Annotated in this window: 23 protein-coding genes; 20 read left to right on the top strand and 3 right to left on the bottom strand. The window is 65.9% G+C overall.

Translation table 11 applies throughout. The features are described from left to right. Positions 1 to 168 precede the first annotated feature (168 nt). The 16 genes from rplU (at position 169) to QWG60_RS15020 (ending at position 15,310) form a co-directional block, all read left to right on the top strand. Positions 169 to 480, top strand: a complete 312-nt coding sequence (gene rplU, locus QWG60_RS15095) for a 50S ribosomal protein L21 (RefSeq protein ID WP_035592824.1) — start codon at positions 169 to 171, stop codon at positions 478 to 480. A gap of 34 nt (positions 481 to 514) precedes the next feature. After that, the gene (rpmA, locus tag QWG60_RS15090; RefSeq protein WP_146910183.1) at positions 515 to 772 is read left to right on the top strand and encodes a 50S ribosomal protein L27; all 258 of its coding nucleotides are present in this window, start codon (positions 515 to 517) and stop codon (positions 770 to 772) included. Between the two features lie 85 nt (positions 773 to 857). Further along, positions 858 to 2,048 carry an Obg family GTPase CgtA gene (gene cgtA / locus QWG60_RS15085; RefSeq protein ID WP_035592827.1) on the top strand — a complete coding sequence of 397 codons (1,191 nt, stop codon included), beginning with the start codon at positions 858 to 860 and terminating at the stop codon, positions 2,046 to 2,048. Between the two features lie 103 nt (positions 2,049 to 2,151). Beyond that, a complete protein-coding gene (gene proB / locus QWG60_RS15080; protein WP_035592828.1) occupies positions 2,152 to 3,291 on the top strand; it encodes a glutamate 5-kinase in 1,140 nt (379 codons plus the stop codon). Positions 3,292 to 3,513: 222 nt separating this feature from the next. Beyond that, positions 3,514 to 3,780, top strand: coding sequence for a 30S ribosomal protein S20 (gene rpsT / locus QWG60_RS15075; protein WP_035592830.1), 267 nt, complete (start codon positions 3,514 to 3,516; stop codon positions 3,778 to 3,780). A gap of 194 nt (positions 3,781 to 3,974) precedes the next feature. After that, complete coding sequence (gene murJ / locus QWG60_RS15070) at positions 3,975 to 5,486, top strand: murein biosynthesis integral membrane protein MurJ (RefSeq protein WP_146910196.1); 1,512 nt, start codon at positions 3,975 to 3,977, stop codon at positions 5,484 to 5,486. A 79-nt stretch (positions 5,487 to 5,565) separates the two neighbouring features. Then, positions 5,566 to 6,588: a bifunctional riboflavin kinase/FAD synthetase gene (gene ribF / locus QWG60_RS15065; protein ID WP_146910185.1), complete on the top strand. Its 1,023-nt coding sequence runs from the start codon at positions 5,566 to 5,568 to the stop codon at positions 6,586 to 6,588. A 10-nt stretch (positions 6,589 to 6,598) separates the two neighbouring features. Next, positions 6,599 to 9,448 (top strand): isoleucine--tRNA ligase, encoded by a 2,850-nt coding sequence (ileS, locus tag QWG60_RS15060; protein WP_146910187.1) that lies wholly within the window; start codon positions 6,599 to 6,601, stop codon positions 9,446 to 9,448. Positions 9,449 to 9,458: 10 nt separating this feature from the next. Further along, a complete protein-coding gene (gene lspA / locus QWG60_RS15055) occupies positions 9,459 to 9,980 on the top strand; it encodes a signal peptidase II (RefSeq protein ID WP_146910189.1) in 522 nt (173 codons plus the stop codon). Positions 9,981 to 10,011: 31 nt separating this feature from the next. Continuing rightward, positions 10,012 to 10,467, top strand: coding sequence for an FKBP-type peptidyl-prolyl cis-trans isomerase (gene fkpB, locus QWG60_RS15050; RefSeq protein WP_035592834.1), 456 nt, complete (start codon positions 10,012 to 10,014; stop codon positions 10,465 to 10,467). Positions 10,468 to 10,589: 122 nt separating this feature from the next. Further along, entirely contained in the window at positions 10,590 to 11,558 is a 969-nt protein-coding gene (ispH, locus tag QWG60_RS15045; RefSeq protein ID WP_146910191.1) for a 4-hydroxy-3-methylbut-2-enyl diphosphate reductase, read from the top strand. Positions 11,559 to 11,725: 167 nt separating this feature from the next. Then, positions 11,726 to 12,124 (top strand): type IV pilin protein, encoded by a 399-nt coding sequence (locus QWG60_RS15040; RefSeq protein ID WP_052052325.1) that lies wholly within the window; start codon positions 11,726 to 11,728, stop codon positions 12,122 to 12,124. Between the two features lie 3 nt (positions 12,125 to 12,127). After that, positions 12,128 to 12,565, top strand: coding sequence for a GspH/FimT family pseudopilin (locus QWG60_RS15035; RefSeq protein WP_107182419.1), 438 nt, complete (start codon positions 12,128 to 12,130; stop codon positions 12,563 to 12,565). Then, entirely contained in the window at positions 12,565 to 12,990 is a 426-nt protein-coding gene (pilV, locus tag QWG60_RS15030; protein WP_246124752.1) for a type IV pilus modification protein PilV, read from the top strand. The genes QWG60_RS15035 and pilV overlap by 1 nt, the downstream gene beginning before the upstream one ends. After that, entirely contained in the window at positions 12,987 to 13,538 is a 552-nt protein-coding gene (locus tag QWG60_RS15025) for a PilW family protein (RefSeq protein WP_082090789.1), read from the top strand. The genes pilV and QWG60_RS15025 overlap by 4 nt, the downstream gene beginning before the upstream one ends. A gap of 71 nt (positions 13,539 to 13,609) precedes the next feature. Beyond that, a complete protein-coding gene (locus QWG60_RS15020) occupies positions 13,610 to 15,310 on the top strand; it encodes a DUF7305 domain-containing protein (RefSeq protein ID WP_146910194.1) in 1,701 nt (566 codons plus the stop codon). Positions 15,311 to 15,416: 106 nt separating this feature from the next. Here QWG60_RS15020 and QWG60_RS15015 read toward each other — a convergent pair whose 3' ends face one another. Continuing rightward, positions 15,417 to 15,980 (bottom strand): GspH/FimT family pseudopilin, encoded by a 564-nt coding sequence (locus QWG60_RS15015; RefSeq protein ID WP_106488901.1) that lies wholly within the window; start codon positions 15,978 to 15,980, stop codon positions 15,417 to 15,419. 98 nt (positions 15,981 to 16,078) lie between these two features. Here QWG60_RS15015 and thiO point away from each other — a divergent pair, with 98 nt between their 5' ends. Then, the gene (thiO, locus tag QWG60_RS15010) at positions 16,079 to 17,182 is read left to right on the top strand and encodes a glycine oxidase ThiO (protein ID WP_107182416.1); all 1,104 of its coding nucleotides are present in this window, start codon (positions 16,079 to 16,081) and stop codon (positions 17,180 to 17,182) included. Between the two features lie 40 nt (positions 17,183 to 17,222). Here thiO and QWG60_RS15005 read toward each other — a convergent pair whose 3' ends face one another. Beyond that, entirely contained in the window at positions 17,223 to 17,480 is a 258-nt protein-coding gene (locus QWG60_RS15005) for a PP0621 family protein (protein ID WP_035592837.1), read from the bottom strand. 99 nt (positions 17,481 to 17,579) lie between these two features. On the opposite strand from QWG60_RS15005, the gene QWG60_RS15000 reads away from it, so the two are divergent. Next, a complete protein-coding gene (locus tag QWG60_RS15000) occupies positions 17,580 to 19,211 on the top strand; it encodes an NAD+ synthase (RefSeq protein ID WP_046077756.1) in 1,632 nt (543 codons plus the stop codon). Between the two features lie 345 nt (positions 19,212 to 19,556). On the opposite strand, the gene QWG60_RS14995 is transcribed toward QWG60_RS15000, so the two are convergent. Beyond that, complete coding sequence (locus QWG60_RS14995) at positions 19,557 to 20,366, bottom strand: outer membrane protein assembly factor BamD (protein ID WP_035592839.1); 810 nt, start codon at positions 20,364 to 20,366, stop codon at positions 19,557 to 19,559. 150 nt (positions 20,367 to 20,516) lie between these two features. Between QWG60_RS14995 and rluD the strand changes: the two genes are divergently transcribed. Together rluD and pgeF are read left to right on the top strand one after the other, a co-directional pair. Beyond that, positions 20,517 to 21,476 (top strand): 23S rRNA pseudouridine(1911/1915/1917) synthase RluD, encoded by a 960-nt coding sequence (rluD, locus tag QWG60_RS14990; RefSeq protein WP_107182448.1) that lies wholly within the window; start codon positions 20,517 to 20,519, stop codon positions 21,474 to 21,476. 10 nt (positions 21,477 to 21,486) lie between these two features. Next, positions 21,487 to 22,242, top strand: coding sequence for a peptidoglycan editing factor PgeF (gene pgeF, locus QWG60_RS14985; RefSeq protein WP_146910221.1), 756 nt, complete (start codon positions 21,487 to 21,489; stop codon positions 22,240 to 22,242). Positions 22,243 to 22,741: the final 499 nt, after the last annotated feature.

Raw genomic sequence — 22,741 nt, 5'->3', positions numbered from 1 at the left:
CGCGCCGGACGCGGCGTTCAGGGTGTCGGCCGGGTTGTCGTCCTGCGCGCGTGCGGTTATAATCCGCGACCCACTCATCTCGCTCCCTGTCAGATGGTTGCCGGAAGGGGCGCCACTCGAAGCAGGTCGATGAAGAGCCAACCCCCGATGAGTACCGGAGAGACAAGCATGTACGCAGTTATCAAGAGCGGTGGCAAGCAGTACCGCGTTCAGGAAGGCCAGACTCTCAAGCTCGAGAAGCTGGAAGTGCCGACCGGCGACACCATCGAGTTCGATGAAGTTCTGCTGGTGGGTGGCGATGACGACGTCCAGGTCGGCGCGCCGACCGTCGACGGTGCCAAGGTGTCTGCTGAGGTCGTCGCTCATGGCCGTGGCGACAAGGTGAACATCATCAAGTTCCGTCGCCGCAAGCACAGCATGAAGCGTCAGGGCCACCGTCAGTGGTTCACCGAAGTCAAGATCACCGGGATCTCCGCGTAAGCGGTCACTCCCCTGAACGAGCGAGGTATTTGCAATGGCTCATAAGAAGGCAGCGGGCTCTACCCGTAACGGTCGCGATTCCGAATCCAAGCGCCTTGGCGTGAAGCTGTTCGGTGGCCAGTCCGTGGCTCCGGGCAACATCATCGTCCGTCAGCGCGGCACCAAGTTCCACGCCGGCGCCGGCGTGGGCATCGGCAAGGACCACACCCTGTTCGCCCTGGACGAAGGCGTGGTCAAGTTCGAGACCAAGGGTCCGAAGAATCGCAAGTTCGTGAGCATCGTCTCCGCCTGAGACCGCCCGGACCTGTAGCGAGAAGGCCCCGCCATGGCGGGGCCTTCTTGTATCATGGCGGTATGCACCGCCGGGAGAATGACAGATGCAGTTCGTCGACGAAGCCTCGATCATCGTGGAAGCCGGCAAGGGCGGTAATGGCTGCCTGAGCTTCCGCCGCGAGAAGTACGTGCCCAAGGGTGGTCCCGATGGGGGCGACGGCGGCCATGGCGGCAGTGTCTACCTGATCGGTGACGACGCCCTCAACACCCTCATCGACTTCAAGTATCAGCGCTTCTACAAGGCCCAGAACGGCCAGCCCGGCCAGGGTCGGCAGATGAGCGGCCGCGCCGGCGAGGACCTGCACATCAAGGTGCCGGTGGGCACCACGGTGATCGACGAGGACACCCTCGAGGTGATCGCCGACGTCACCGAGATCGGTCAGGTGGTGCTGGTGGGGCAGGGCGGTCGCCGCGGGCTCGGCAATATCCACTTCAAGTCGTCCACCAACCGGGCGCCGCGGCGCACCACGCCGGGTACCGAAGGCGAGCGGCGCAACCTGCGCCTGGAAATGAAGGTGATGGCCGACGTCGGCCTGCTGGGCTTGCCCAACGCCGGCAAGTCGACGCTGATCCGCTCGGTCTCGGCGGCCAAGCCCAAGGTCGCCAACTATCCCTTCACCACCCTGGTGCCGAATCTCGGCGTGGTGAAGCTCGGTCAGCACGAGCACTTCGTGATGGCCGACATTCCCGGGCTGATCGAGGGCGCCTCCGACGGCGCGGGCCTGGGACTGCGCTTCCTCAAGCACCTGACCCGCTCGCGGCTGCTGTTCCACGTGGTCGACGTGGCGCCCTTCGACGAGTCCGATCCGGTGGAAGCCGCCGAGGCCATCGTCCGCGAGCTGGGCGAGTTCTCGCCGACGCTGGCCGAGCTGCCGCGCTGGCTGGTGCTCAACAAGCTCGACCTGCTGCCCGAGGACGAGCGCGAGGCGGTGGCCGACGAGATCGTCAGGCGCCTCGACTGGGACGGTCCGGTGTTCCGTGTCTCGGCGATCAGCGGCGAAGGCACCGAGGCCCTGGTGCAGGCCGCCCATCGCTGGCTCACCGAGCGGCGCCGCCTCGAGAACGAGGACGAGGAGGTCGCCGAGCACGAGCGCGAGATGCGTCGTCGCATGGAAGAGGAGGCCGTGGCCCGCACCGAGGCCCGACTGGGTCGCAAGCGTCCTCGCGACGACGAGGACGATGACGACGACTTCGATGACGACGACTACGACGTCGAGATCGAATACGCCCCCTGAGGGCGGGCGTAGTAGGCTGGAGGTGCAGCGGGCGGCGCCATCGCGCCGGCCGCTGTGGCGGGCGCGAGCCCGATGAACGCGAGTCGTATCAAGGACGGCGAAGATGGCGAAAGGTGAAGAGGTTCCCGGTCGTGACGCCCTGAAGGGCATGCGGCGGGTGGTGGTGAAGATCGGCAGCGCCCTGCTGACCAACGATGGCCGCGCCCTCGACGAGGCCGCCATCGGTGGCTGGGTCGACCAGATCGCCGCCCTGCATCGGCGCGGCATCGAGGTGGTGCTGGTGTCTTCCGGCGCCGTGGCCGCCGGCATGGTGCGGCTGGGCTGGCAGACGCGTCCGTCGGAAGTGCATGCCCTCCAGGCCGCCGCCGCCGTGGGCCAGAACGGCCTCACCGAGTGCTACGAGGGCCATTTCGGCCGTCACCAGCTGACCACCGCCCAGGTGCTGTTGACCCACGACGACCTCTCCAACCGCAAGCGCTACCTCAACGCCCGCTCGGCCCTGCGCACCCTGGTCGAGCTCGGCGTGGTGCCGGTGGTCAACGAGAACGACACCGTGGTCACCGACGAGATCCGCTTCGGCGACAACGACACCCTCGGCGCCCTGGTGGCCAATCTGATCGAGGCCGATGCCCTGGTCATCCTCACCGACCAGGAAGGGCTGTTCGACGCCGACCCGCGTCACGATCCGAACGCCAGCCTGATCACCGAGGGCCGCGCCGACGATCCGCGACTGGCCGCGGTGGCCGGCGACGGCGGCGCCCTCGGCCGCGGCGGTATGACCACCAAGGTGCGCGCCGCCCGGCTGGCGGCGCGCTCCGGAGCGCTGACCGTGATCGCCAGCGGTCGCCAGCCCGAGGTGCTGACCCGGCTGGTCGACGGCGAGCGCCTCGGCACCTTGCTGACCCCCGACCAGGCGCCGATCGCCGCGCGCAAGCGCTGGCTGGCCGGCCAGCTCCAGGTGCGCGGCACCCTGACCCTGGACGCCGGGGCGGTCAAGGTGCTGCGCGACAGCGGCTCCAGCCTGCTGCCGGTGGGCGTCAAGGCGATCGCCGGGCGCTTCGTGCGCGGCGAGATGGTGCTGTGCGTCGATGAAGAAGGGCGTCGCATCGCCAAGGGGCTGGTCAACTATGGCGTCGATGAGGCGCAGCGTCTGATCGGCCAGCCGAGCCATCGCATCGAGGCGATTCTCGGCTACATGGAAGCGCCGGAGCTTATCCACCGCGACAATCTGGTCGTGCTCTGAGACAGGCGTGGCGGGGCATCCGGCCTTGACAAGGCTGGCAAGCGGTGTCGCTGCGTGATAGTATGCGCCATCCTCTCAGACACGGCCCGTAATCGACTGCGCCACGTCGCGCGGTCGGCCAGATGGCCAGGCCGACGGGGATTTTTGTTTTTCCCTGTTGGATCAAAACGTTATCAAAGCCGCCCTCGCAGGCGGTGACAACTTTCTCCAAGGAGACAGTCAGTGGCTAACAGCAAGCAAGCCCGCAAGCGCGCCCGTCAGGCAGAAGGCCGTCGTGTTCTGAAGGCGAGCCAGCGCAGCATGGTTCGCACCTACGTCAAGAACGTGATCAAGGCCATCAACGGCGGCGACCACGCCCAGGCCATGGACGCCTTCAAGGCGGCCCAGCCGGTCATCGACCGCATCGCCGACAAGGACGTGCTGTCCAAGAAGAAGGCCGCTCGCCTCAAGAGCCGTCTGAACAAGCGCATCAAGGCCCTGGCCGCGTAAGCTCGCCGGACGCCTCTGGGTGCCCGCCGCGTGCGGGCACGCCATCGAAAAACCGGCTTCGGCCGGTTTTTTTGTGCCTGACGATTTTCGCCCGGACTTCACCGGCAAGGGAGCGCACCGTGACCGATACTCCTCCTCAGCCCGCCTCCGACGCCGCTCCGGCCCCCAGGGGCGGCGGCCTGCTGCGTTCGGGCATGGTGGTCAGCGCCATGACCATGCTCTCGCGGGTGCTGGGCCTGGCCCGCGACGTGGTGATCGCCGCGCTGCTGGGGGCGGGACAGGGGGCGGATGCCTTCTTCGTCGCCTTCAAGGTGCCCAATTTCCTGCGCCGGCTGTTCGCCGAAGGCGCCTTCAACCAGGCCTTCGTGCCGGTGCTCTCGGAGTACGCGACCCAGCGCACCCGCGAGGAGGTGCGCGAGCTGCTCGATGCGGTGGCCGGCAGCCTCGCCGCGGTGCTGCTGCTGATCACGGCGCTGGCCATGCTGGCCGCGCCCTGGCTGGTGTGGCTGTTCGCGCCCGGCTTCGCCCGGGACCCGGAGAAGTTGGCGCTGACCGCCAACATGCTGCGGCTGACCTTCCCGTACCTGCTGCTGATCTCGCTGACCGCCTTCGCCGGCAGCGTGCTCAACACCTGGAACCGCTTCGCGGTGCCGGCCTTCACCCCGGTGCTGCTCAACCTGTCGCTGATCGGCGCGGCGCTCGCGCTGACGCCGCTGATGAGCGAGCCGTCGCTGGCGCTGGCCTGGGGCGTGCTGATCGCCGGCGCCGCCCAGCTGCTGTTCCAGGTGCCCTTCCTGGCGCGGCTGGGCCTGATGCCCAGGCCCTGGCCGCGCTTCGCCCACGAGGGCGTGCGGCGCATCCTCAAGCTGATGGCGCCGGCGCTGTTCGGGGTCTCGGTGTCCCAGGTCAACCTGCTGCTGGACACCGTGCTGGCCTCGCTGCTGGCGGCGGGCAGCGTGTCCTGGCTCTACTACTCCGACCGCCTGGTGGAGCTGCCGCTGGGGGTGTTCGGCATCGCCATCGGCACGGTGATCCTGCCGGCGCTGTCCAAGCGCCACGCCGAGCAGTCCGGCGAGCACTTCGCACGGATGCTCGACTGGGCGATCCGCGCCGTGCTGCTGCTGGGCATGCCGGCGGCGCTGGCCCTGGCGGTGCTGGCCGAGCCGCTGTTGATCACGCTGTTCCACTACGGCGCCATGACCGACCACGACATCGCCATGGCGGCGATGAGTCTGCGTGCCTATGCGCTGGGCCTGGTGGCCTTCATGCTGATCAAGGTGCTGGCCCCGGGCTTCTTCGCCCGCCAGGACACCAAGACGCCGGTCAAGGTGGGCATCGTGGCGATGGTCGCCAACATGGTGTTCAACCTGATCCTGATCTGGCCGCTGGCCCACGCCGGCCTGGCGCTGGCCACGGCGCTGTCGGCCTTCCTCAATGCCGGCCTGCTGGGCTTCCTGTTGCGCCGCGAGGGCGTGCTGCGCTTCCAGCCGGGCTGGGGCCGCTACGCGGTGCAGCTGCTCGGCGGCTGCGCGGTGATGGGGCTGGGGCTGGCCTGGCTGATGCCGGAATGGCACGCCTGGCTGGATTGGTCGCTGTGGCATCGGGTCGGCTGGCTGGCCGCACTGGTGATCCTGGGGGCGACGGCCTACTTCGCCTGGCTGGCGGCGTTCGGCGTGCGACCGCGGCATTTCCGGATCAACGGCTGATGGCCAAGCCGGCCCGGCTGTCAAGGGGCCCTTGGTCCGTTATAATCGATCCCCTTTCACCTCCAGCGCGATGACGCCCATGCAAGTGATTCGAGGACTGCACAATCTGCGCGACGAACACCGGGGCTGCGTGGCGACCATCGGCAACTTCGATGGCGTGCACCGCGGCCACCAGGCGATCCTCGATCAGCTGCGCGAACGGGCGCGGGCGCTGGGGCTACCGGTCACGGTGGTGGTCTTCGAGCCCCAGCCCCGCGAGTTCTTCGCCGGCGACCAGGCGCCGACGCGCCTGACCCGGCTGCGCGACAAGGTCGAGCTGCTGGCCGAGCACGGCGCCGACCGGGTGCTGTGCCTGCCGTTCAACGACACGCTGCGCTCGCTGACCGCTCGGGCCTTCATCGAGCGGGTGCTGGTCGAGGGCCTCGGCGTGCACCATCTGGTGGTGGGCGACGACTTCCGCTTCGGCTGCGACCGCCTCGGCGACTTCGCACTGCTCGAGGCGGCGGGCGCGGAGCGCGGCTTCGGCGTGGAGCACACCCGCAGCTTCCTGCTCGACGGCGAGCGGGTCTCGAGCACCCGGGTGCGCACCCTGCTGACCAGCGGCAACTTCGCCCAGGCCGCGCGCCTGCTGGGCCGGCCCTATCGGCTCGCCGGTCGGGTGGTGCGCGACCGTCAGCTGGGTCGTACCATCGGCGTGCCCACCGCCAACCTGCCGCAGTCGGCCCGCGCCCTGGCGCTGCAGGGCGTCTATGCGGTGGTCGCCGAGCTGCCCGACGGCCGCCGCGCCGAGGGCGTGGCCAACGTCGGCTGGCGGCCCACGGTGGGCAGTCAGCGGCCGGTGCTCGAGGTCCACCTGTTCGACTTCGACGGCGACCTCTATGACCAGACCCTGAGCGTGGTGCCCTGCGCCAAGCTGCGCGGCGAGGTGAAATTCGATGGCCTGGACGCCCTCAAGACCCAGATCGGCCTCGACCAGGCGCGTGCCCGGCGCTTCTTCGCCACGGCGGACGATTCTCTTCCTCTGGCATCGGCGCCGTTGGCGCGCGAGGCCGTGACTTCCGATTCCTCGGCGGGCCAGCCCGCCGACCACGACGACGGCTGACCCCCAGGATATGAGCGACTACAAGCACACTCTGAACCTGCCAGAAACCGACTTCCCGATGCGCGGCATGCTGCCCAAGCGCGAGCCCGCGCGGGTGGAGCAGTGGAAGGAGATGGACCTCTACCGGCGCCTGCGCGAGGCGCGTCGAGGCCGCGAGATCTTCGTGCTCCACGATGGCCCTCCCTACGCCAACGGCAGCATCCACATCGGTCACGCCGTCAACAAGATCCTCAAGGACATCATCGTCAAGTCGAAGAACCTGGCCGGCTTCGACGCCCCCTACGTGCCGGGCTGGGACTGCCATGGCCTGCCGATCGAGCACAAGGTGGAGACCACCCATGGCAAGCACTTGGAGGCCGAGCAGGCCCGCGGGCTGTGCCGCGAGTACGCCGCCGAGCAGATCCAGGGCCAGCTGTCCGACTTCGTGCGCCTGGGCGTGATCGGCGACTGGGACAACCCCTATCGCTCCATGGACTACGCCAACGAGGCCGGCGAGATTCGCGCCCTGGCCGACATGGTCGAGGGCGGCTTCGTGTTCAAGGGCCTGAAGCCGGTCAACTGGTGCTTCGACTGCGGCTCGGCGCTGGCCGAGGCCGAGGTGGAGTACGCCGACAAGAAGTCCGACGCCATCGACGTGGCCTTCGCCTGCGCGGAAGACGACAAGCTGGCCGCGGCCTTCGGCCTCGAGGCCCTGCCCAAGCCGGCCGCCGTGGTGATCTGGACCACCACGCCCTGGACCATCCCGGCCAACCAGGCGCTGAACGTCCATCCGGAGTTCACCTATGCGCTGGTCGACACCGGCGAGCGCCTGCTGCTGCTGGCTGAGGAGCTGGTGGAGTCCTGCCTCGAGCGCTTCGGCCTGGACGGCGAGATCATCGCCACCGCCACCGGCGAGCGCCTGGAGCTGATCGCGTTCGCCCACCCGATCTATGAGCGCCGCGCGCCGATCTACCTGGCCGACTACGTCACCATCGACGAAGGCAGCACCGGCATCGTGCACTCGGCGCCGGTCCACGGCGTCGACGACTTCGACTCCTGCCGTCGCTACGGCATGGACTTCAGCGACTTCATCATCGTGGTCAAGGGCGACGGCGTCTACGTCGACGACCTGCCGTACTTCGGCGGCCAGCTGATCTGGAAGGCCAACCCGCACATCGTCGACAAGCTGCGCGAGCTCGGTGCGCTGATGGCCCACAAGACCATCAGCCACAGCTACATGCACTGCTGGCGCCACAAGACGCCGGTGATCTACCGCGCCACCGCCCAGTGGTTCGTCGGCATGGACCTGATCGGCCGCGACGGCCGCACCCTGCGCGAGAAGGCGCTGGAGGGCATCGAGGCCACCGCCTTCACCCCGGCCTGGGGCAAGGCGCGCCTGCACTCGATGATCGCCAACCGCCCCGACTGGTGCATCTCGCGCCAGCGCAACTGGGGCGTGCCGATCCCGTTCTTCCTGCACAAGCAGACCGGCGAGCTGCACCCGCGCACCGTGGTGCTGATGGAGCTCGTCGCCCAGCGCGTCGAGGCCGAGGGCATCGACGCCTGGTTCCGCCTGGCCCCCGCCGAGCTCTTGGGCGACGAGGCCGGCGACTACGAGAAGGTCACCGACACCCTGGACGTGTGGTTCGACTCCGGCACCACGCACCGCCACGTGCTGCGCGGCTCGCACCCGCACGGCCACGAGTACGGCCCGCGTGCCGACCTGTACCTGGAGGGCTCCGACCAGCACCGCGGCTGGTTCCACTCCTCGCTGCTGACCGGCTGCGCCATCGACGGCCACCCGCCGTACCGCGGCCTCTTGACCCACGGCTTCACCGTGGACGCCCACGGCCGCAAGATGTCCAAGTCGATGGGCAACGTGGTCGCGCCGCAGGAGGTGATGGACAAGCTGGGCGCCGACATCCTGCGCCTGTGGGTCGCCTCCACCGACTACGGCGGCGAGATGGCGGTCTCCGACGAGATCCTCAAGCGCACCGCCGACGTCTACCGGCGCATCCGCAACACCTCGCGCTTCCTGCTGGCGAACCTCAACGGCTTCGACCCGGCCAAGGATGCCCTGGCCTTCGGCGACATGCTGGCCCTGGACCAGTGGGTCGTCGACCGCGCCGCCCAGCTGCAGGCGCGCATCGAGACCGCCTACGAGGAATACCGCTTCCTCGACGTCTACCAGCAGGTGCACGGCTTCTGTGCCCGCGAGCTCGGCGGCTTCTACCTGGACGTGATCAAGGACCGCCAGTACACCACCCAGGCCGACTCGGTGGCGCGCCGCAGCGCCCAGACCGCGCTCTACCACGTCGTCCAGGCGCTGGTGCGCTGGGTGGCGCCGATCCTCTCCTTCACCGCCGAGGAGATCTACGAGCACATCCCGGGCAAGCGCGGCAAGAGCGTGCTGCTGCAGGAGTACTACACCGGGCTCGAGACCCTGGGCGACGACGCCGAGATGGGCCGCGAGTTCTGGGAGCGGGTGCTGGAGATCAAGCAGGCCGTCAACAAGTGCCTGGAAGACGCGCGCAACGCCAAGACCATCAAGGGTAGCCTGGCCGCCGAGGTCACCCTCTACGTCGACGATGCCCTGCGCGATACCCTCGACAAGCTGGGCGACGAGCTGCGCTTCGTGATGCTGACCAGCGAGGTCCACCTGGCGCCCTTGTCTGATAGCGAAAAGCCTCAGGGTGAGGGCGCCGAGGGCACCGAGCTCGAGGGCCTCAAGGTCGCGGTGGCCGCCAGCGGCCATGCCAAGTGCGAGCGCTGCTGGCACCATCGCGAGGACGTGGGCACCCACGAGGGGCACGACGACCTCTGCGGCCGCTGCGTGAGCAACCTGCCGGACGGCCCCGGCGAGACCCGTCACTATGCGTGAGGTGGGCAGCATGCCCGAGACCGAAAAGGGCGCCCAGGCGGCGCCCATGCACAAGCCGCTGCGCTGGCTGTGGCTGGCCGTGGCCTGGGTCATCCTGGACCTCGGCACCAAGGCCCTGGCCTCCGGGATGCTCGACTACGCCCGGCCGCTCGAGGTGCTGCCGTTCTTCAACCTGACGCTGCTGCACAACACCGGCGCGGCCTTCAGCTTCCTGGCCGACCATCCGGGCTGGCAGCGCTGGCTGTTCGCCGCCATTGCGGTGGCTGCGAGCATCGGCCTGACGCTGTGGATGAAGCGTCTCAGGGTAGGCGAGACCCTGCTGGCGGCCTCGCTGGCGCTGGTCATCGGCGGGGCGCTGGGCAATCTCTACGATCGCCTGGTGCACGGCTATGTGGTGGATTTCCTCTCCTTACACGCCGCCGGCTGGTACTACCCGGCCTTCAACGTCGCGGACATCGGCATCACCCTGGGCGCCATCGGGCTGATCTGGGAGTCGACCATCGGCGAGCGGCGCCGGGCGCGGCGCGCTTGACGCGACCTTCACGACCGTTTCGAGAGAACCTATGAGCGATTCACAAGGCCTGCGCATCGACGAGGGCATGGAAGTCACCCTCCACTTCACCCTCAAGCTGGAAGACGGCACCCAGGTGGACTCCACCCGCGACAAGGCGCCGGCCACCTTCCAGGTGGGCGACGGCAACCTGCCGCCGGGCTTCGAGCAGCCGCTCAAGGGGATGAGCGCCGGCGAGTCCGGCAGCTTCGAGATCTCCCCGGAGCACGCCTTCGGCCAGCACAACCCTCAGAACATCCAGGTGCTCAAGCGCGAGGACTTCTCCACCGACGAGCCGGAGGAGGGCATGGTGATGTCGTTCGCCGATCCGGCCGGCGGCGAGCTGCCCGGCGTGATCAAGAGCGTCGACGACGAGCGGGTGGAAGTGGACTTCAATCATCCCCTGGCGGGGCGTACCCTGACCTTCGAGGTCGAGGTATTGGAGATCAAGCCGGCCACCACGCACTAGGAAAACACTGACTTCCTGCTGCGCTCGATATCCTGGCCGCCGGCGGTGCCGAAGCGTCGGACCGTCGTCATCCTCATGTAGCAGGCGTTAAACGATGCCAACGCATCAAGGCAAGGCAACCCATGCAAGCTAACTCTGTGCAGATCAAGCTGGCCAATCCGCGCGGCTTCTGCGCCGGCGTCGATCGGGCCATCGAGATCGTCAACGGGGCCCTGGACGTCTTCGATCCGCCCATCTACGTGCGCCACGAGGTGGTGCACAACCGCTTCGTGGTCGACAGCCTGCGCGAGCGGGGCGCGGTGTTCGTCGAGGAACTCGACGAGGTACCCGACGACGTGATCGTGATCTTCTCCGCCCACGGCGTGTCCCGCGCCGTTCAGGAGGAGGCCGAGCGCCGCGGGCTGAAGGTCTTCGACGCCACCTGCCCGCTGGTGACCAAGGTGCACATGGAGGTGCTGCGCTACGCGCGGCGCGGCCAGGAATGCATCCTGATCGGCCACGAGGGGCATCCCGAGGTGGAAGGCACCATGGGGCGCTACGACACCTCCCATGGCGGACACATCTATCTGGTCGAGGACGAGCAGGACGTCGCCAATCTCGAGGTGAACGACCCGAGCCGGTTGGCGTTCGTCACCCAGACCACGCTGTCCATGGACGACACCGCTCGGGTGATCGACGCCCTGCGCGCCAGGTTTCCCGAGATTGAAGGGCCGCGCAAGGACGACATCTGCTACGCGACCCAGAACCGCCAGGACGCCGTGCGCGAGCTGGCCGCCGGCTGCGACCTGCTGCTGGTCGTCGGCAGCACCAACAGCTCCAACTCCAATCGCCTGCGCGAGCTCTCCGAGCGGGAAGGGACCACGGCTTATCTGATCGACAACGCCGAGCAGCTCGATCCGACCTGGCTCGAAGGGGTGAGCGCGGTGGGCGTCACCGCCGGCGCCAGCGCCCCCGAGGTGCTGGTGAAGGGCGTGATCGAGCGTCTGCAGGCACTCGGCGCCGCGGCGCCCGAGGAACTCCCGGGCCGCGAGGAGACCATTACCTTCTCCATGCCGCGTGAACTGCGCGAACGGGTGATTGCCAGCGATTAGTCATCTGCCACCTGGTACTGTTCTGGCTCAGCGGGTGTGTCAGGCTTTCGCAGGAGTGAAGAAACCGGGCATATGCCCGGTTTTTTTACGATGATCGGCTGTCGGGAGCCTCTCTGCTGATACATACTGAAACTCGTCGTGAGGCCAGAAGGGAGATGCGCCGGAGCATGAATCGGACACGCCGCAGGGACCGCGCCTGGCACCAGGCCGGCTTTACACTGATCGAGCTGCTGATCGTGGTGGCGATTATCGGGATCCTGGCGGCGATCGCCTATCCCAGTTACACGAGCTACGTGGAACGCGCGCGACTGTCGGACGGTCAGGCGGGCCTGATGCAGGCGGCGGGAGAGATGGAGCGTTGCTATACGCGGCATTACTCCTACAAGGCATCTTGTTTGCAGACGAGAACGTCACCGGAGGGGGTGTACCCAAGGATCAGCTTCGACGGTGACCCGGGGAGCGCGTTCAAGCTAAAGGCGACGGAGGGAACGCGAGTGCCATCCGGCTGTGGAACGATCTGGCTGGAGAGCGATGGAACGAGGGGCCCGGATGGCTGCTGGGAATAACCTATGAAGCGTGCCTCTGGATTCACCCTGATCGAGCTTCTGGTCACCATCGCAGTGGCCATGATACTGGCGACCGTCGCGATCCCGGATTTCCAGCGCATGATGGCCGCGAGCCGGGTGTCTTCGGAATACAATGAAGTACTTGTCGGCCTCAACTACGCCAGGAGTGAAGCGATAAAACGTCGTGAAGACGTGACGTTCACGGTGACGCAGGCCACTCCTTGGCGGTATGGCGTGGTGGATGGCAGCGTCCTGCGCCAACGCAGCGGTGAAGACACACGCACGGCGTTATCCGAGGGCTTTTCCGTGACCTTCGGGCCGCTAGGGAAGCCGACGGGGGGCTGCGCATCGGGGTGCACGCTATTCTTGAGCAACACTTACTCGGATGTCAGGAACCGCGCGATCAGTATCAGCCCAATGGGACGGGTCGGGGAGGCATGATGCCAGTGGCAACGTCCATACAGCGTGGCTTCTCCCTGCTTGAGGCGCTGATCGCCCTGCTGGTGCTTTCCATCGGCCTGCTGGGTGTGGCAGGCATGCAGCTCAAGGCCTTGCAAGGCGCTCATGCTGCCTACCAGCGTTCCATCGCCAGCCTGGCGGCGCAGGATGCACAGGAGAGACTGTGGGCCGAGATGGCCGAAGAGAAAGAGTTGTCATGCCCTTCCGAGAGTGTGGTCAATGGGCTCGAAGCGGGTTGGCATGATCAGTGGTCCACTTTTCTTCCAGGGTTGAGCAACACCCCTGTCAATGGCCATGGCGAATGCGAATTCGACATCGATATTGCCTGGGCGGAGGAAAGATTCTCTTCCGAGGGGCCTCCTGCATTCGAGTATCGTGTCAGGCTTCCTGGTCGGGTGGTGCCATGAAGCATAGCCGCGGCTTTTCTCTTGTCGAACTGATGGTGGCTATGGTGATTGGCCTGGTCATCATCCTGGGGGCCGGCCAACTGTTCCTGACGGTGTTTCAGACCCAGCGCCAGGTGGAGGCGCTCGGTGAAAAGCAGGCGGCGGTGAACTTCGCCGTCGATTCGCTGTTGAGAGACATCAGGCGCGCCTGCTGGAACAAGGCGGCTGCCAGTGAAACGATGAACGGGGACAGTCTGACTCTGACCCTGCCCGATGGTGGCGATTGCGAATCGGGAAGCGTGCGCGATGTCACTTATCGACTGGGGGACATGGCGGGAGAGGCGGGCCATGGTTACGCCCTGACGATCGATAAAAACGACGGGGCTGGTGCCCAGGAAGTGGTGAGCGGCCTGACGAATAATGGGTTCCGCGTCGCCTCTGCAGGGGATTATGGCGTGACGGTCATGCTGGAGCTTGTTCCGGCAGGGCAGGATGGGGCACCGGATACGTTACGTTTCCTTGCCGTCAATAGAACAGAGGCCGTCAGGCATGCTTCTGGTTCTGACTGAATAGAGTGAGGCAATATGAGTCACGTCATCGGAATATCAGAACGCCGCTCAACATCCGTCCAGGTGTGGAAATGAAAAGAGAAAAAGGCGCCGCTCTACTTGTCGTTCTCTCGCTGCTGACGGTGTCGCTGATGATGGGGCTTTCCAGCATGCAGTCATCGTTGATCGACGAGCGGCTGGCAGGTAATTACAAGGCGGCGGCTCAGGCGCAGATGGGGGCAGAGCAGGCACTTTCGGAAGCCTGGAAGCTTCTTCGCGATGGTGGTGAGCCTGACTGGATTTCAATAGATGATTTTTCTGTTGATGATATTTCGGATATGGCCTTTTCTGATATAAAAGGCGGCGCTGACAACGAGTGTGACGCGCCTTTGCTTTGCTACTACCAGTATGTTGAAGACGATGGAGATAAATATATCATCGCGATGGGAGGTGTCTCGGGCGGGGGGGGCGTTAGAAGCCTGCCGGTCGTTGCCGAGGTCGTGTCCGCTGGGGCCGAGGAATATGATAAAGGTGTTGTCGGCTGTGAAGGGATAAGACTTGGAGGTGGTCCTCAAGTTGATAGCTATAATTCCAGTTACGGGGCTTATGGGGAGAGTGTCGTCGTCGATGGGCAGGAGATTTTTAATGGTCTGAGACGGGAAGCCGTAGTAAAGGCCCTCTCCGAAGGGGCCAGTCTCTCGTTGAGTGGTCACTCGCCTGTGTATGGTCGTGTGGAGGTTCCCGGAGACCTTTCCTTGGATGGTGGAACACCCATCTATGGCAATGTGATGGTCGATGGTGATGTCGATATGAACGGGACTATCTACGGTAACCTGGTGGCCGGAGGAAATGTGGCATTTGGTACGGCGTCAACGATGGAGGGGGAGGTGACGACTGGAGGAAATGCTGTCATCGGCTCGACGAATAATCCACCTGCTTCGATCACTGCATCAGGAAGTGTCTCATATCCTGAGTGGTGGAAGTGGGACGACGCCAAAATGGAGCTGGCAGCGAACTACCATGAATACCAGTCTCCGTTTATCCCCCCAGTTTACAACAATTCTGAGCGCTGCGATCCTGTCGGTGTAACAAGCGAAACGGGCGGCCCCGGAGTCTTGTTCGATAATGTCTGGGATAATGAAGATGTTGTAAGCATCTCTGCCTGGTTTGAACAGCAAGGCTGTGGGCATTGCTATGCTGTCAAAGGAGGGAGATTCTCCTTCACGGGTGGATCTGGAAATAACGATGCGGCCTCCACGGAGTTGGGTCTTCAAGAAGAGACAACGTATCTTCGTGTCGATCAAGACGTGACTGCCGGCGGCAGGTTGAAACAGTTATTGGTCAAGGGCGATGTGACGCTGGTGGTCGATGGAGATTTTGATCTCGGTAATAACACACGGCTGGTCGTGGATGAGAATTCAACGCTGACCGTCCTGGTTGCCGGCAAGACAAGGCTGGGAGGCGGGTCTCAGCTTTTAAGCTCTGGCGCGTTTGTTCGAGATGTGAATGGCCAAGAGAAACGGCCGGCGATTGCCCTGTATAGTTCTTATGGTGAGTATGGAGGCTCTCCTAATAATGCAGGGGTGACGGTCAGTGGGGCCAACAACGCTTTCATCGACATTGTTGCTCCAGATACCGATGTGGTGATTACTGGGAGTGGTTCGATCTTCGGTGCTTTAAGAGCCGGTTGGATCGACATGAGGGGATCAGGGGATATACACTTCGATGAGGCCTTGAAAGAGGTTTCTTTGGTGCAGGATGACATGCCGCTTATGTTGGATAGTTGGCACTGATGCCTTTCCCGGGAAGCGTTGTAAAGGTGATGTCGTACACCTTGTCTCCCCAATGACTCATCGGTGGGCCGGAAAAAGGTCAAGTGCTTGGCGAGGCTGTACTCTATCAACAAGGAGGCCGCCGGGAATCGACGCGAACCCGACCAACGTTATTGACGATGACCCTGGCGCCCTCTTCGTGCCGCCCGCAGAGACGAAAGGTACCGTTATACCCCGATGATCGGCCCAGTGCCGCATAGCGCACCGGACGGTTATCGTTGCGGTAGGTCAGCGACGGCAGGCGGCTCTCGTCGAAGCTGCGCAGCAGAGCATCACCGGGTTCGCCGCGCCCTTCGAAGATGGCCAGTGTGGCCAGCCAGGCTTTTCCGTCGGCGTTGTTGTCGATCCGACATTGGGTCATGTCGACGGTGGGGCAGAGGGTCACGGTACTGCGCCGGGTAATGGCGGCGCTGCGCGTCATGGCGAGTGCTGACTTTAGCCGCATCACCTCGGCGGCCACTTCATTTCGCGCCATCATCCGCTGAAAGCCGGGCACGGCCACGGTGGCCATGATCACCAGCACCGCCAGCGCCACCAGCAGCTCGATCAGCGTGAAGCCCCTGGCGGCGGGCTTTGCCAAGTTACGCGGCTTGTCGGTAAGGTAGCGTTCTTCGGCGGCGTCGGGTGCCATGTGGTCCCCCTTGGCAAAGTCTCGGCTTTCTTGGCGGTCTCGTCTTAACTATTGGCCGGACGTCGTACTCCTACTGTCAGTCAATTCGGACACGCCTCGTGAGCGATTTCCTCGTCGTGGGCGGTGGCGTCATCGGCATGATGACGACCCTGCAACTGGCCGATGCCGGCCATTCGGTGACCCTTCTCGAGCGCGGCCGCTGCGGCCGCGAGGCCTCCTGGGCCGGTGGCGGCATCGTCTCGCCGCTCTATCCCTGGCGCCACTCGGCGCCCGTCTCCCGCCTTGCCACCTGGTCGGAGGGCTTCTATCCCGAGCTGGCCCTGCGGCTCTTCGAGGAAACCGGCGTCGATCCGGAATATCGTCAGAAGGGCCTGCTCTACCTGCGGGTCGATGACGAGGCCCAGGCCGAGCGCTGGGCGCGTGAGGTGGGCAAACCGCTGGAGCGGGTCTCGGCCGATTTCCTCTATGCCAAGGAGCCACAGGCCGCGCCGGGCTTCGATGATGCGCTGTGGATGCCGACCCTCGGCAGCATCCGCAATCCTCGCCTGGGCCAGGCGCTGCGCTGCCGGCTCGAGGCCATGCCTCGCGTCACGCTGCGAGAGGGCAGCGAGGTCACGGGCTTCCGGCAGTCGGCGGCGCGGGTCACGGGCGTCGAGACCGCGGACGGCATCGTCGAGGGCGATCACACGATCGTCTGCGGCGGCGCCTGGGCGGCGGAACTGCTCGAGCGGGTCTGGATGGCGCTGCCGGTGCGCCCGGTGAAGGGGCAGATGATCCTGTTCGAGGCGCCGCCGGGGCTGGTGAATCGCGTGGTACTGATGGACGGACGCTATGTGATTCCGCGGGCCGATGGCCGGGTGCTGGCCGGCTCGACCCTCGAGGAGACCGGTTTCGACAAGACCACGGACGCCGAGGCGAAGGCCTCGTTGCGCGCGTCGGCGATCGGCATCGTGCCGGCGCTGGCCGAGTGCGAGGTGGAGCATCACTGGGCGGGGCTGCGCCCGGGATCGCCGGACGGCGTGCCGTTCATCGGCGCGGTGCCGGGGCTGGAGGGTCTCCACGTCAATGCCGGCCACTACCGTAACGGGCTGGTGCTGGCGCCGGCCTCGACGCACCTGCTGGTCGACGCGCTGCTGGGGCGCGAGCCGATACTCGATCCGGTGCCGTACCGTCTCGAAGGCCGGGTGACATCGAGGCGGTAACGAAGAGCGCGGTGCGGTCGAAGAGAGGAGGGCGGCGCCGTCAGTCCTCGCGCCGGCGCTCCTCCAGATACTTGTCGCGGTGGTCGGTGGAGCAGAACCACTCGCCCTTCTCGCGCAGGGCGTCGTTTTCCGGCAGGTGCACCTGACACCAGGCGCAGCGGACCATCTGTCCGCCCTGATGGCTTGCCTGGTCGGCGTCTTCCCGGTCGAGTTTCCATTCGCGGTACATGCGATAGAGCTTGAGGCCGGCGAAGAACAGCACGGCGAAGATGATCAGGCGGATCAGCAAGAGGTTCATCCTTAAGCGCTCCCTGTAGCGTGTCGGCCGCCTTTGCCACTCGACCGCCCTTGCGGGACAATGCGGGTATCCAAGGATTCTCGAGAGATTTCTACGCCCATGCAAGACCTGACGCTGGTGATGGCTCAGCTGGACCCCCTGGTGGGGGACATTCCCGGCAACACCGACCGGGCCATCGAGACGGTTCGCGAGGCGCGCATCGAGCATGGTGCCGATATCGTGGTGCTGCCCGAGCTGTTCCTGACTGGCTATCCGCCGGAGGACCTGCTGCTGCGCCCTTCCATGGAAACGCGGCTGCGCGAGGCCCGGGCACGGATGGCCGAGAAGATGTCCCGTGACGTGATGGTGATCGTCGGCTATCCCGGGCGCCGCGAGGGGCAGACCTGGAACCTGGCCGGCGTGCTCTACAACGGCGAGTGGCTCGACGAATACGCCAAGCAGGCGCTGCCCAACTACCAGGTGTTCGACGAGCAGCGTTACTTCGCGGTCGGCACCCGGCCGCTGGTGATCGAGCACAAGGGCGCCAGGCTCGGCATCCTGATCTGCGAGGATGTCTGGGCCGAGGCGCCGGTGCAGCAGGCACGGGACGCCGGGGCCGAGATCCTGGTCACCCTCAACGCTTCGCCCTTCCATCAGGACAAGCCCGCCGAGCGTCTGGCGCTGCTCGAGCAGCGCGCCCGCGAGGCGTCGCTGCCGATCGTCTATGTCAACCAGATCGGTGGCCAGGACGAGCTGGTGTTCGACGGCGGCTCGGCCTGTGTCGACGCCGACGGCCAGCTGCGCGTTCAGGCGCCGCACTGGGCGGTGGGGCTGATGCCGGTACAGTTCGTGCGCGAGCAGGAGCGCTGGGTGCCCCAGGCCGGGGAGGTCGACGAGTCGGTCGAGCCCGAGGAGGACCTCTACTGCGCGCTGGTCACCGGACTGCGCGACTACGTCAACAAGAGCGGCTTCAAGGGTGTGGTGCTGGGCCTGTCCGGCGGCATCGACTCGGCGCTGTCGCTGGCCATCGCGGTGGACGCGCTGGGGCCGCAGCGGGTGCACGCGGTGATGATGCCGTACCACTATACCGCCGACATTTCCAAGCAGGACGCCGCCGAGCAGGCCGAGCTGCTGGGCGTCGACTACGAGGTGATGCCGATCGAGCCGATGGTCGAGTCCTTCATGTCGACCCTGGCTGAGAGTTTCGCCGGCACCGAGCGCGACACCACCGAGGAGAACCTGCAGTCGCGCTGCCGCGGCGTGCTGCTGATGGCAATCTCCAACAAGAAGGGCCTGATGGTGCTGACCACCGGCAACAAGAGCGAGATGGCGGTCGGCTACGCCACCCTCTACGGCGACATGGTGGGCGGCTACAACGCCATCAAGGACGTCTACAAGACCTGGGTCTACCGCCTGGCGCGCTGGCGCAACACCCAGGCGCCGGCGATTCCCGAGCGGGTCATCGAGCGTCCGCCGTCCGCCGAGCTGGCGCCGGACCAGCAGGACAGCGATTCGCTGCCGGACTATGACGTCCTGGATGCCATCCTGGTGCGCTACATCGAGGGCGACATGAGTGCCGAGGCGATCATCGACGCCGGCTTCGAGCGCGACGATGTCTATCAGGTGGTGAAACTGGTCGACCGCTGCGAGTACAAGCGTCGCCAGGCGCCGGTGGGCGTGCGCGTCACCCGTCGCGGCTTCGGCCGCGACCGCCGCTATCCCATCGTCAACGGCTGGCAGCCCGGCGAGTAAGCCTCGAGCGCCGAGCTACAAGCGCCGAGCTACAAGCGCCGAGCTACAAGCGCCGAGCTACAAGCGCCGAGCTACAAGAAAACCCGAAGGCCAAGGCCTTCGGGTTTTCTTTTGCTGCGGGCGGTTTCACGCTGCTGACTTGCAGCTTGCAGCTTGCAGCTTGCAGCTTGCAGCTTGCAGCTTGCAGCTTGCAGCTTGCAGCTTGCAGCTTGCAGCTTGCAGCTTGCAGCTTGCAGCTTGCAGCTTGCAGCTTGCAGCTTGCAGCTTGCAGCTTGCAGCTTGCAGCTTGCAGCTTGCAGCTTGCAGCTTGCAGCTTGCAGCTTGCAGCTTGCAGCTTGCAGCTTGTCAGGCGGTGATCGGGGCCGCGTCGACGTACTGCGGGTCGAAGGTGCGGCCGTCGAGGCGCTCGTGGTCCGGGGCGTTGTCGATCAGCACCCGCAGGGTCTCGCGCGCCCGCTCGGTCATGTCGAGCCCCAGGTAGCCCTCGACCATGGTCGCCAGGGCGTCACGGGTGGCCTGTGCCTCGGGGTAGTGCTCGATGACCCAGCGGCCACGCTCGACGGCCGCCAGGTAGGCGCCCTTGCGCAGGTAGAAGTCGGCCACCTGCAGCTCGTGGCGGGCCAGCACGTTGCGCAGGTAGACGATGCGCTGCTGGGCATCCGGCGCGTACTGGCTGTCGGGGAAGCGCTGGACCAGCTCGCGGAAGTCGGAATAGGCGTCGCGGGTGGCGCCCAGGTCGCGCTTGGAGATGTCGATCAGCCGCAGCCCTTCGAGGCTGAAGCGCCCGGCCTGCCAGGCGGAGAGACCGCGCAGGTAGTAGGCGTAGTCGACCTGGGGATGGTCCGGGTGCAGGCGGATGAAACGGCTGGCCGCGGCCCGCGCCTTCTCCCAGTCGTCGGTCTGGTAGTAGGCGTATATCAGTTCCAGCTGGGCCTGCTCGGCGGTATCGCCGAACGGGAAGCGGGTGTCGATGGCTTCGAGCCGGTTGATGGCGGTGGTAAAGCGTCCGCCCTCCAGCGCCGAGCGTCCCTCGTCGTACAGCTGGCGTTCCTGCAGGTCAGGCGCCTCCTGCTCCTGAGAACTGGCACAGCCGGCCAGCAGGGCACTCGCCAGCAGCATGACGGCCAGGCGGGGTCCGGTCGTGATAACGCGCATCGTGATCCTCGTGTCAAACAACCCTGGGTGGCCGTGCTAGAATCGGCCCGAATTCGCCCACTATAAAGCACCTCGTGGCAAAACGCAGTCACCGCGCCGAGCGCGCTGCCGCGGAGCGCTCCACCGCCCAGACGGATGATCATCGAGTCCATGTCCCAGACCTTCGAAGCCCAGCACCGCGTCCCCGAGCACATGGCCGGCCTGCGCCTCGACCAGGCCGCCGCCGACCTCTTCTCCGACTTCTCCCGGGAACGCCTCAAGGCCTGGATCAAGGAGGGCGCGCTGACCCTGGACGGCCGTCCCGCCAAGCCCCGTGACAAGGTCTACGGCGGCGAGGCCGTGGCGCTGACCGCGACGGTCGAGGACGATGCCCGCTTCGAGCCCGAGGACATCCCGCTGGATGTGGTGTACGAGGACGACGAGGTGCTGGTGATCAACAAGCCGCCCGGCCTGGTGGTGCACCCGGCCGCCGGCAATCCCGATGGCACCCTGCTCAACGGCCTGCTGCATCACTGTCCCGCGCTGGCGGCGGTGCCGCGGGCCGGCATCGTGCATCGCCTGGACAAGGACACCAGCGGGCTGATGGTGGTGGCCAAGACCCTGGGCGCCCAGACCGCGCTGGTGGAGCAGCTCCAGGCGCGTACCGTGTCCCGCGAGTACGACGCCGTCTCGGTCGGGGTAATGACCTCCGGCGGCAAGGTGGACGCGGCCATCGGCCGTCACCCCAAGGACCGCAAGCGCCAGGCGGTGACCGCCTCCGGCAAGCCGGCGGTGACGCACTATCGGGTGGTCGAGCGTTTCCGCGCCCACACCCACGTGCGCTGCAAGCTGGAGACCGGCCGCACCCACCAGATCCGCGTGCACCTGGCGCACCTGCACTATCCGCTGATCGGCGACCCGGTCTACGGCGGGCGCCTCAAGCTGCCGGCCGGCGCCGGCGAGACGCTCAAGGAGGTACTGCGCGAGTTCCCCCGCCAGGCGCTGCACGCCCGCAAGCTGGCCTTCGTGCACCCGACCAGCGGCGAGACGCTGACCTTTCGCGCCGCCCTGCCGGATGACATGCTGATGCTGCTGGACTTCCTGCGCGAAGACCGCGAGACTCGCCGCTAAGGAAACCGCGATGAGCGATGCCCTCGACCTGCGCCCGACCCTGATTCGCCCCGACTGGCCGGCGCCGCCCTCGGTGGCGGCCTGCGTTACCACCCGCGAGACCGGGCCCAGTCAAGGGCGCTTCGCCGCCTTCAATCCGGCGCAGCACGTCGGCGACAACGCTGCCCACGTGGCACTGTGCCGCCGCCAGCTGCAGAAGGAGGTCGGCGACGACCGGCCGTTGCTGTGGTTCGATCAGGCCCACGGCGCCCGGGTGCAGTCGGAATACCTCGAGACCCCGCCCGAGGCCGATGCCTCGGTGGCCCTCGACCGTGGTCATGCCTGCGTGGTGCTGACCGCCGACTGCCTGCCGGTGTTCTTCTGCGACCGCGACGGCCAGCGGGTCGGCGTGGCCCACGCCGGCTGGCGCGGCCTGGCCGGCGGCGTGCTCGAGGCCACGGTGGCCGCCATGGGCGCGCCGCCCGAGTCGCTGATGGCCTGGCTGGGGCCGGCGATCTCCAATGCCCAGTTCGAGGTCGGGCGCGAGGTGCGCGAGGCCTTCGTCGCCGTGCAGCCCGATGCCGCCGAGGCCTTCGTGCCGAGCCCCTATCGGCTGGGCCACTACATGGCCGACCTGTACAAGCTGGCGCGCCTGCGCCTGGAACGGCTGGGACTGTCCCATATCAGCGGCGGCCACTTCTGCACCGCCTGCGAATCCCGCTTCTATTCCTACCGCCGTGACGACGGCGTCACCGGCCGCATGGCCAGCATGATCTGGCTGCGCTAGCCACACCTCCGTTGCTGTCGGTCGGCAGGACTCCCCTGGCTCGGTAGACCCGGGAAAGTGGGGGGATCGTCTGGCCGCCCGCTCCTCGCCTGTTAGTACGACGTATCGCCTGCCGACATAGCGAGGCGATCTCCCCGCGCTTTCCGGCACCTTCCTTGTACATGCCTATCAGCACTTACGGTGCGCCGTGTTCTCGCATTGGGAGAGCGCGGACGAGAAACGAGCGTCTCGCCTAACCGCCAGGTCGATGCTGGTGACGAATTCCGGTGACTTTTTTTCGCGTAAGTATTTTCTGCATTTTCTTGTAGGAGATCGCTTACCTATTGTCGGATGACACTCGTTATCATTCTTCTTGATGGGGCGTTTTCCCTCGGAGAAAGGGTTTTATTTCAATAAGTTATTTTTGATGTGTGGGTTTTTCTCTGGAATCACCTCTCGGCTCGTTGCCTGACGGTGTCCGAGTGATAACGCCATGAAAGCACTCCGCAGTGAGAAACGA

Origin of the sequence: Halomonas halophila, from assembly GCF_030406665.1 — a bacterium.
Lineage (GTDB): Bacteria > Pseudomonadota > Gammaproteobacteria > Pseudomonadales > Halomonadaceae > Halomonas > Halomonas halophila.
Note: the sequence above shows the minus strand (reverse complement) of the source record. Positions and strands in the feature narration are given on the sequence as shown.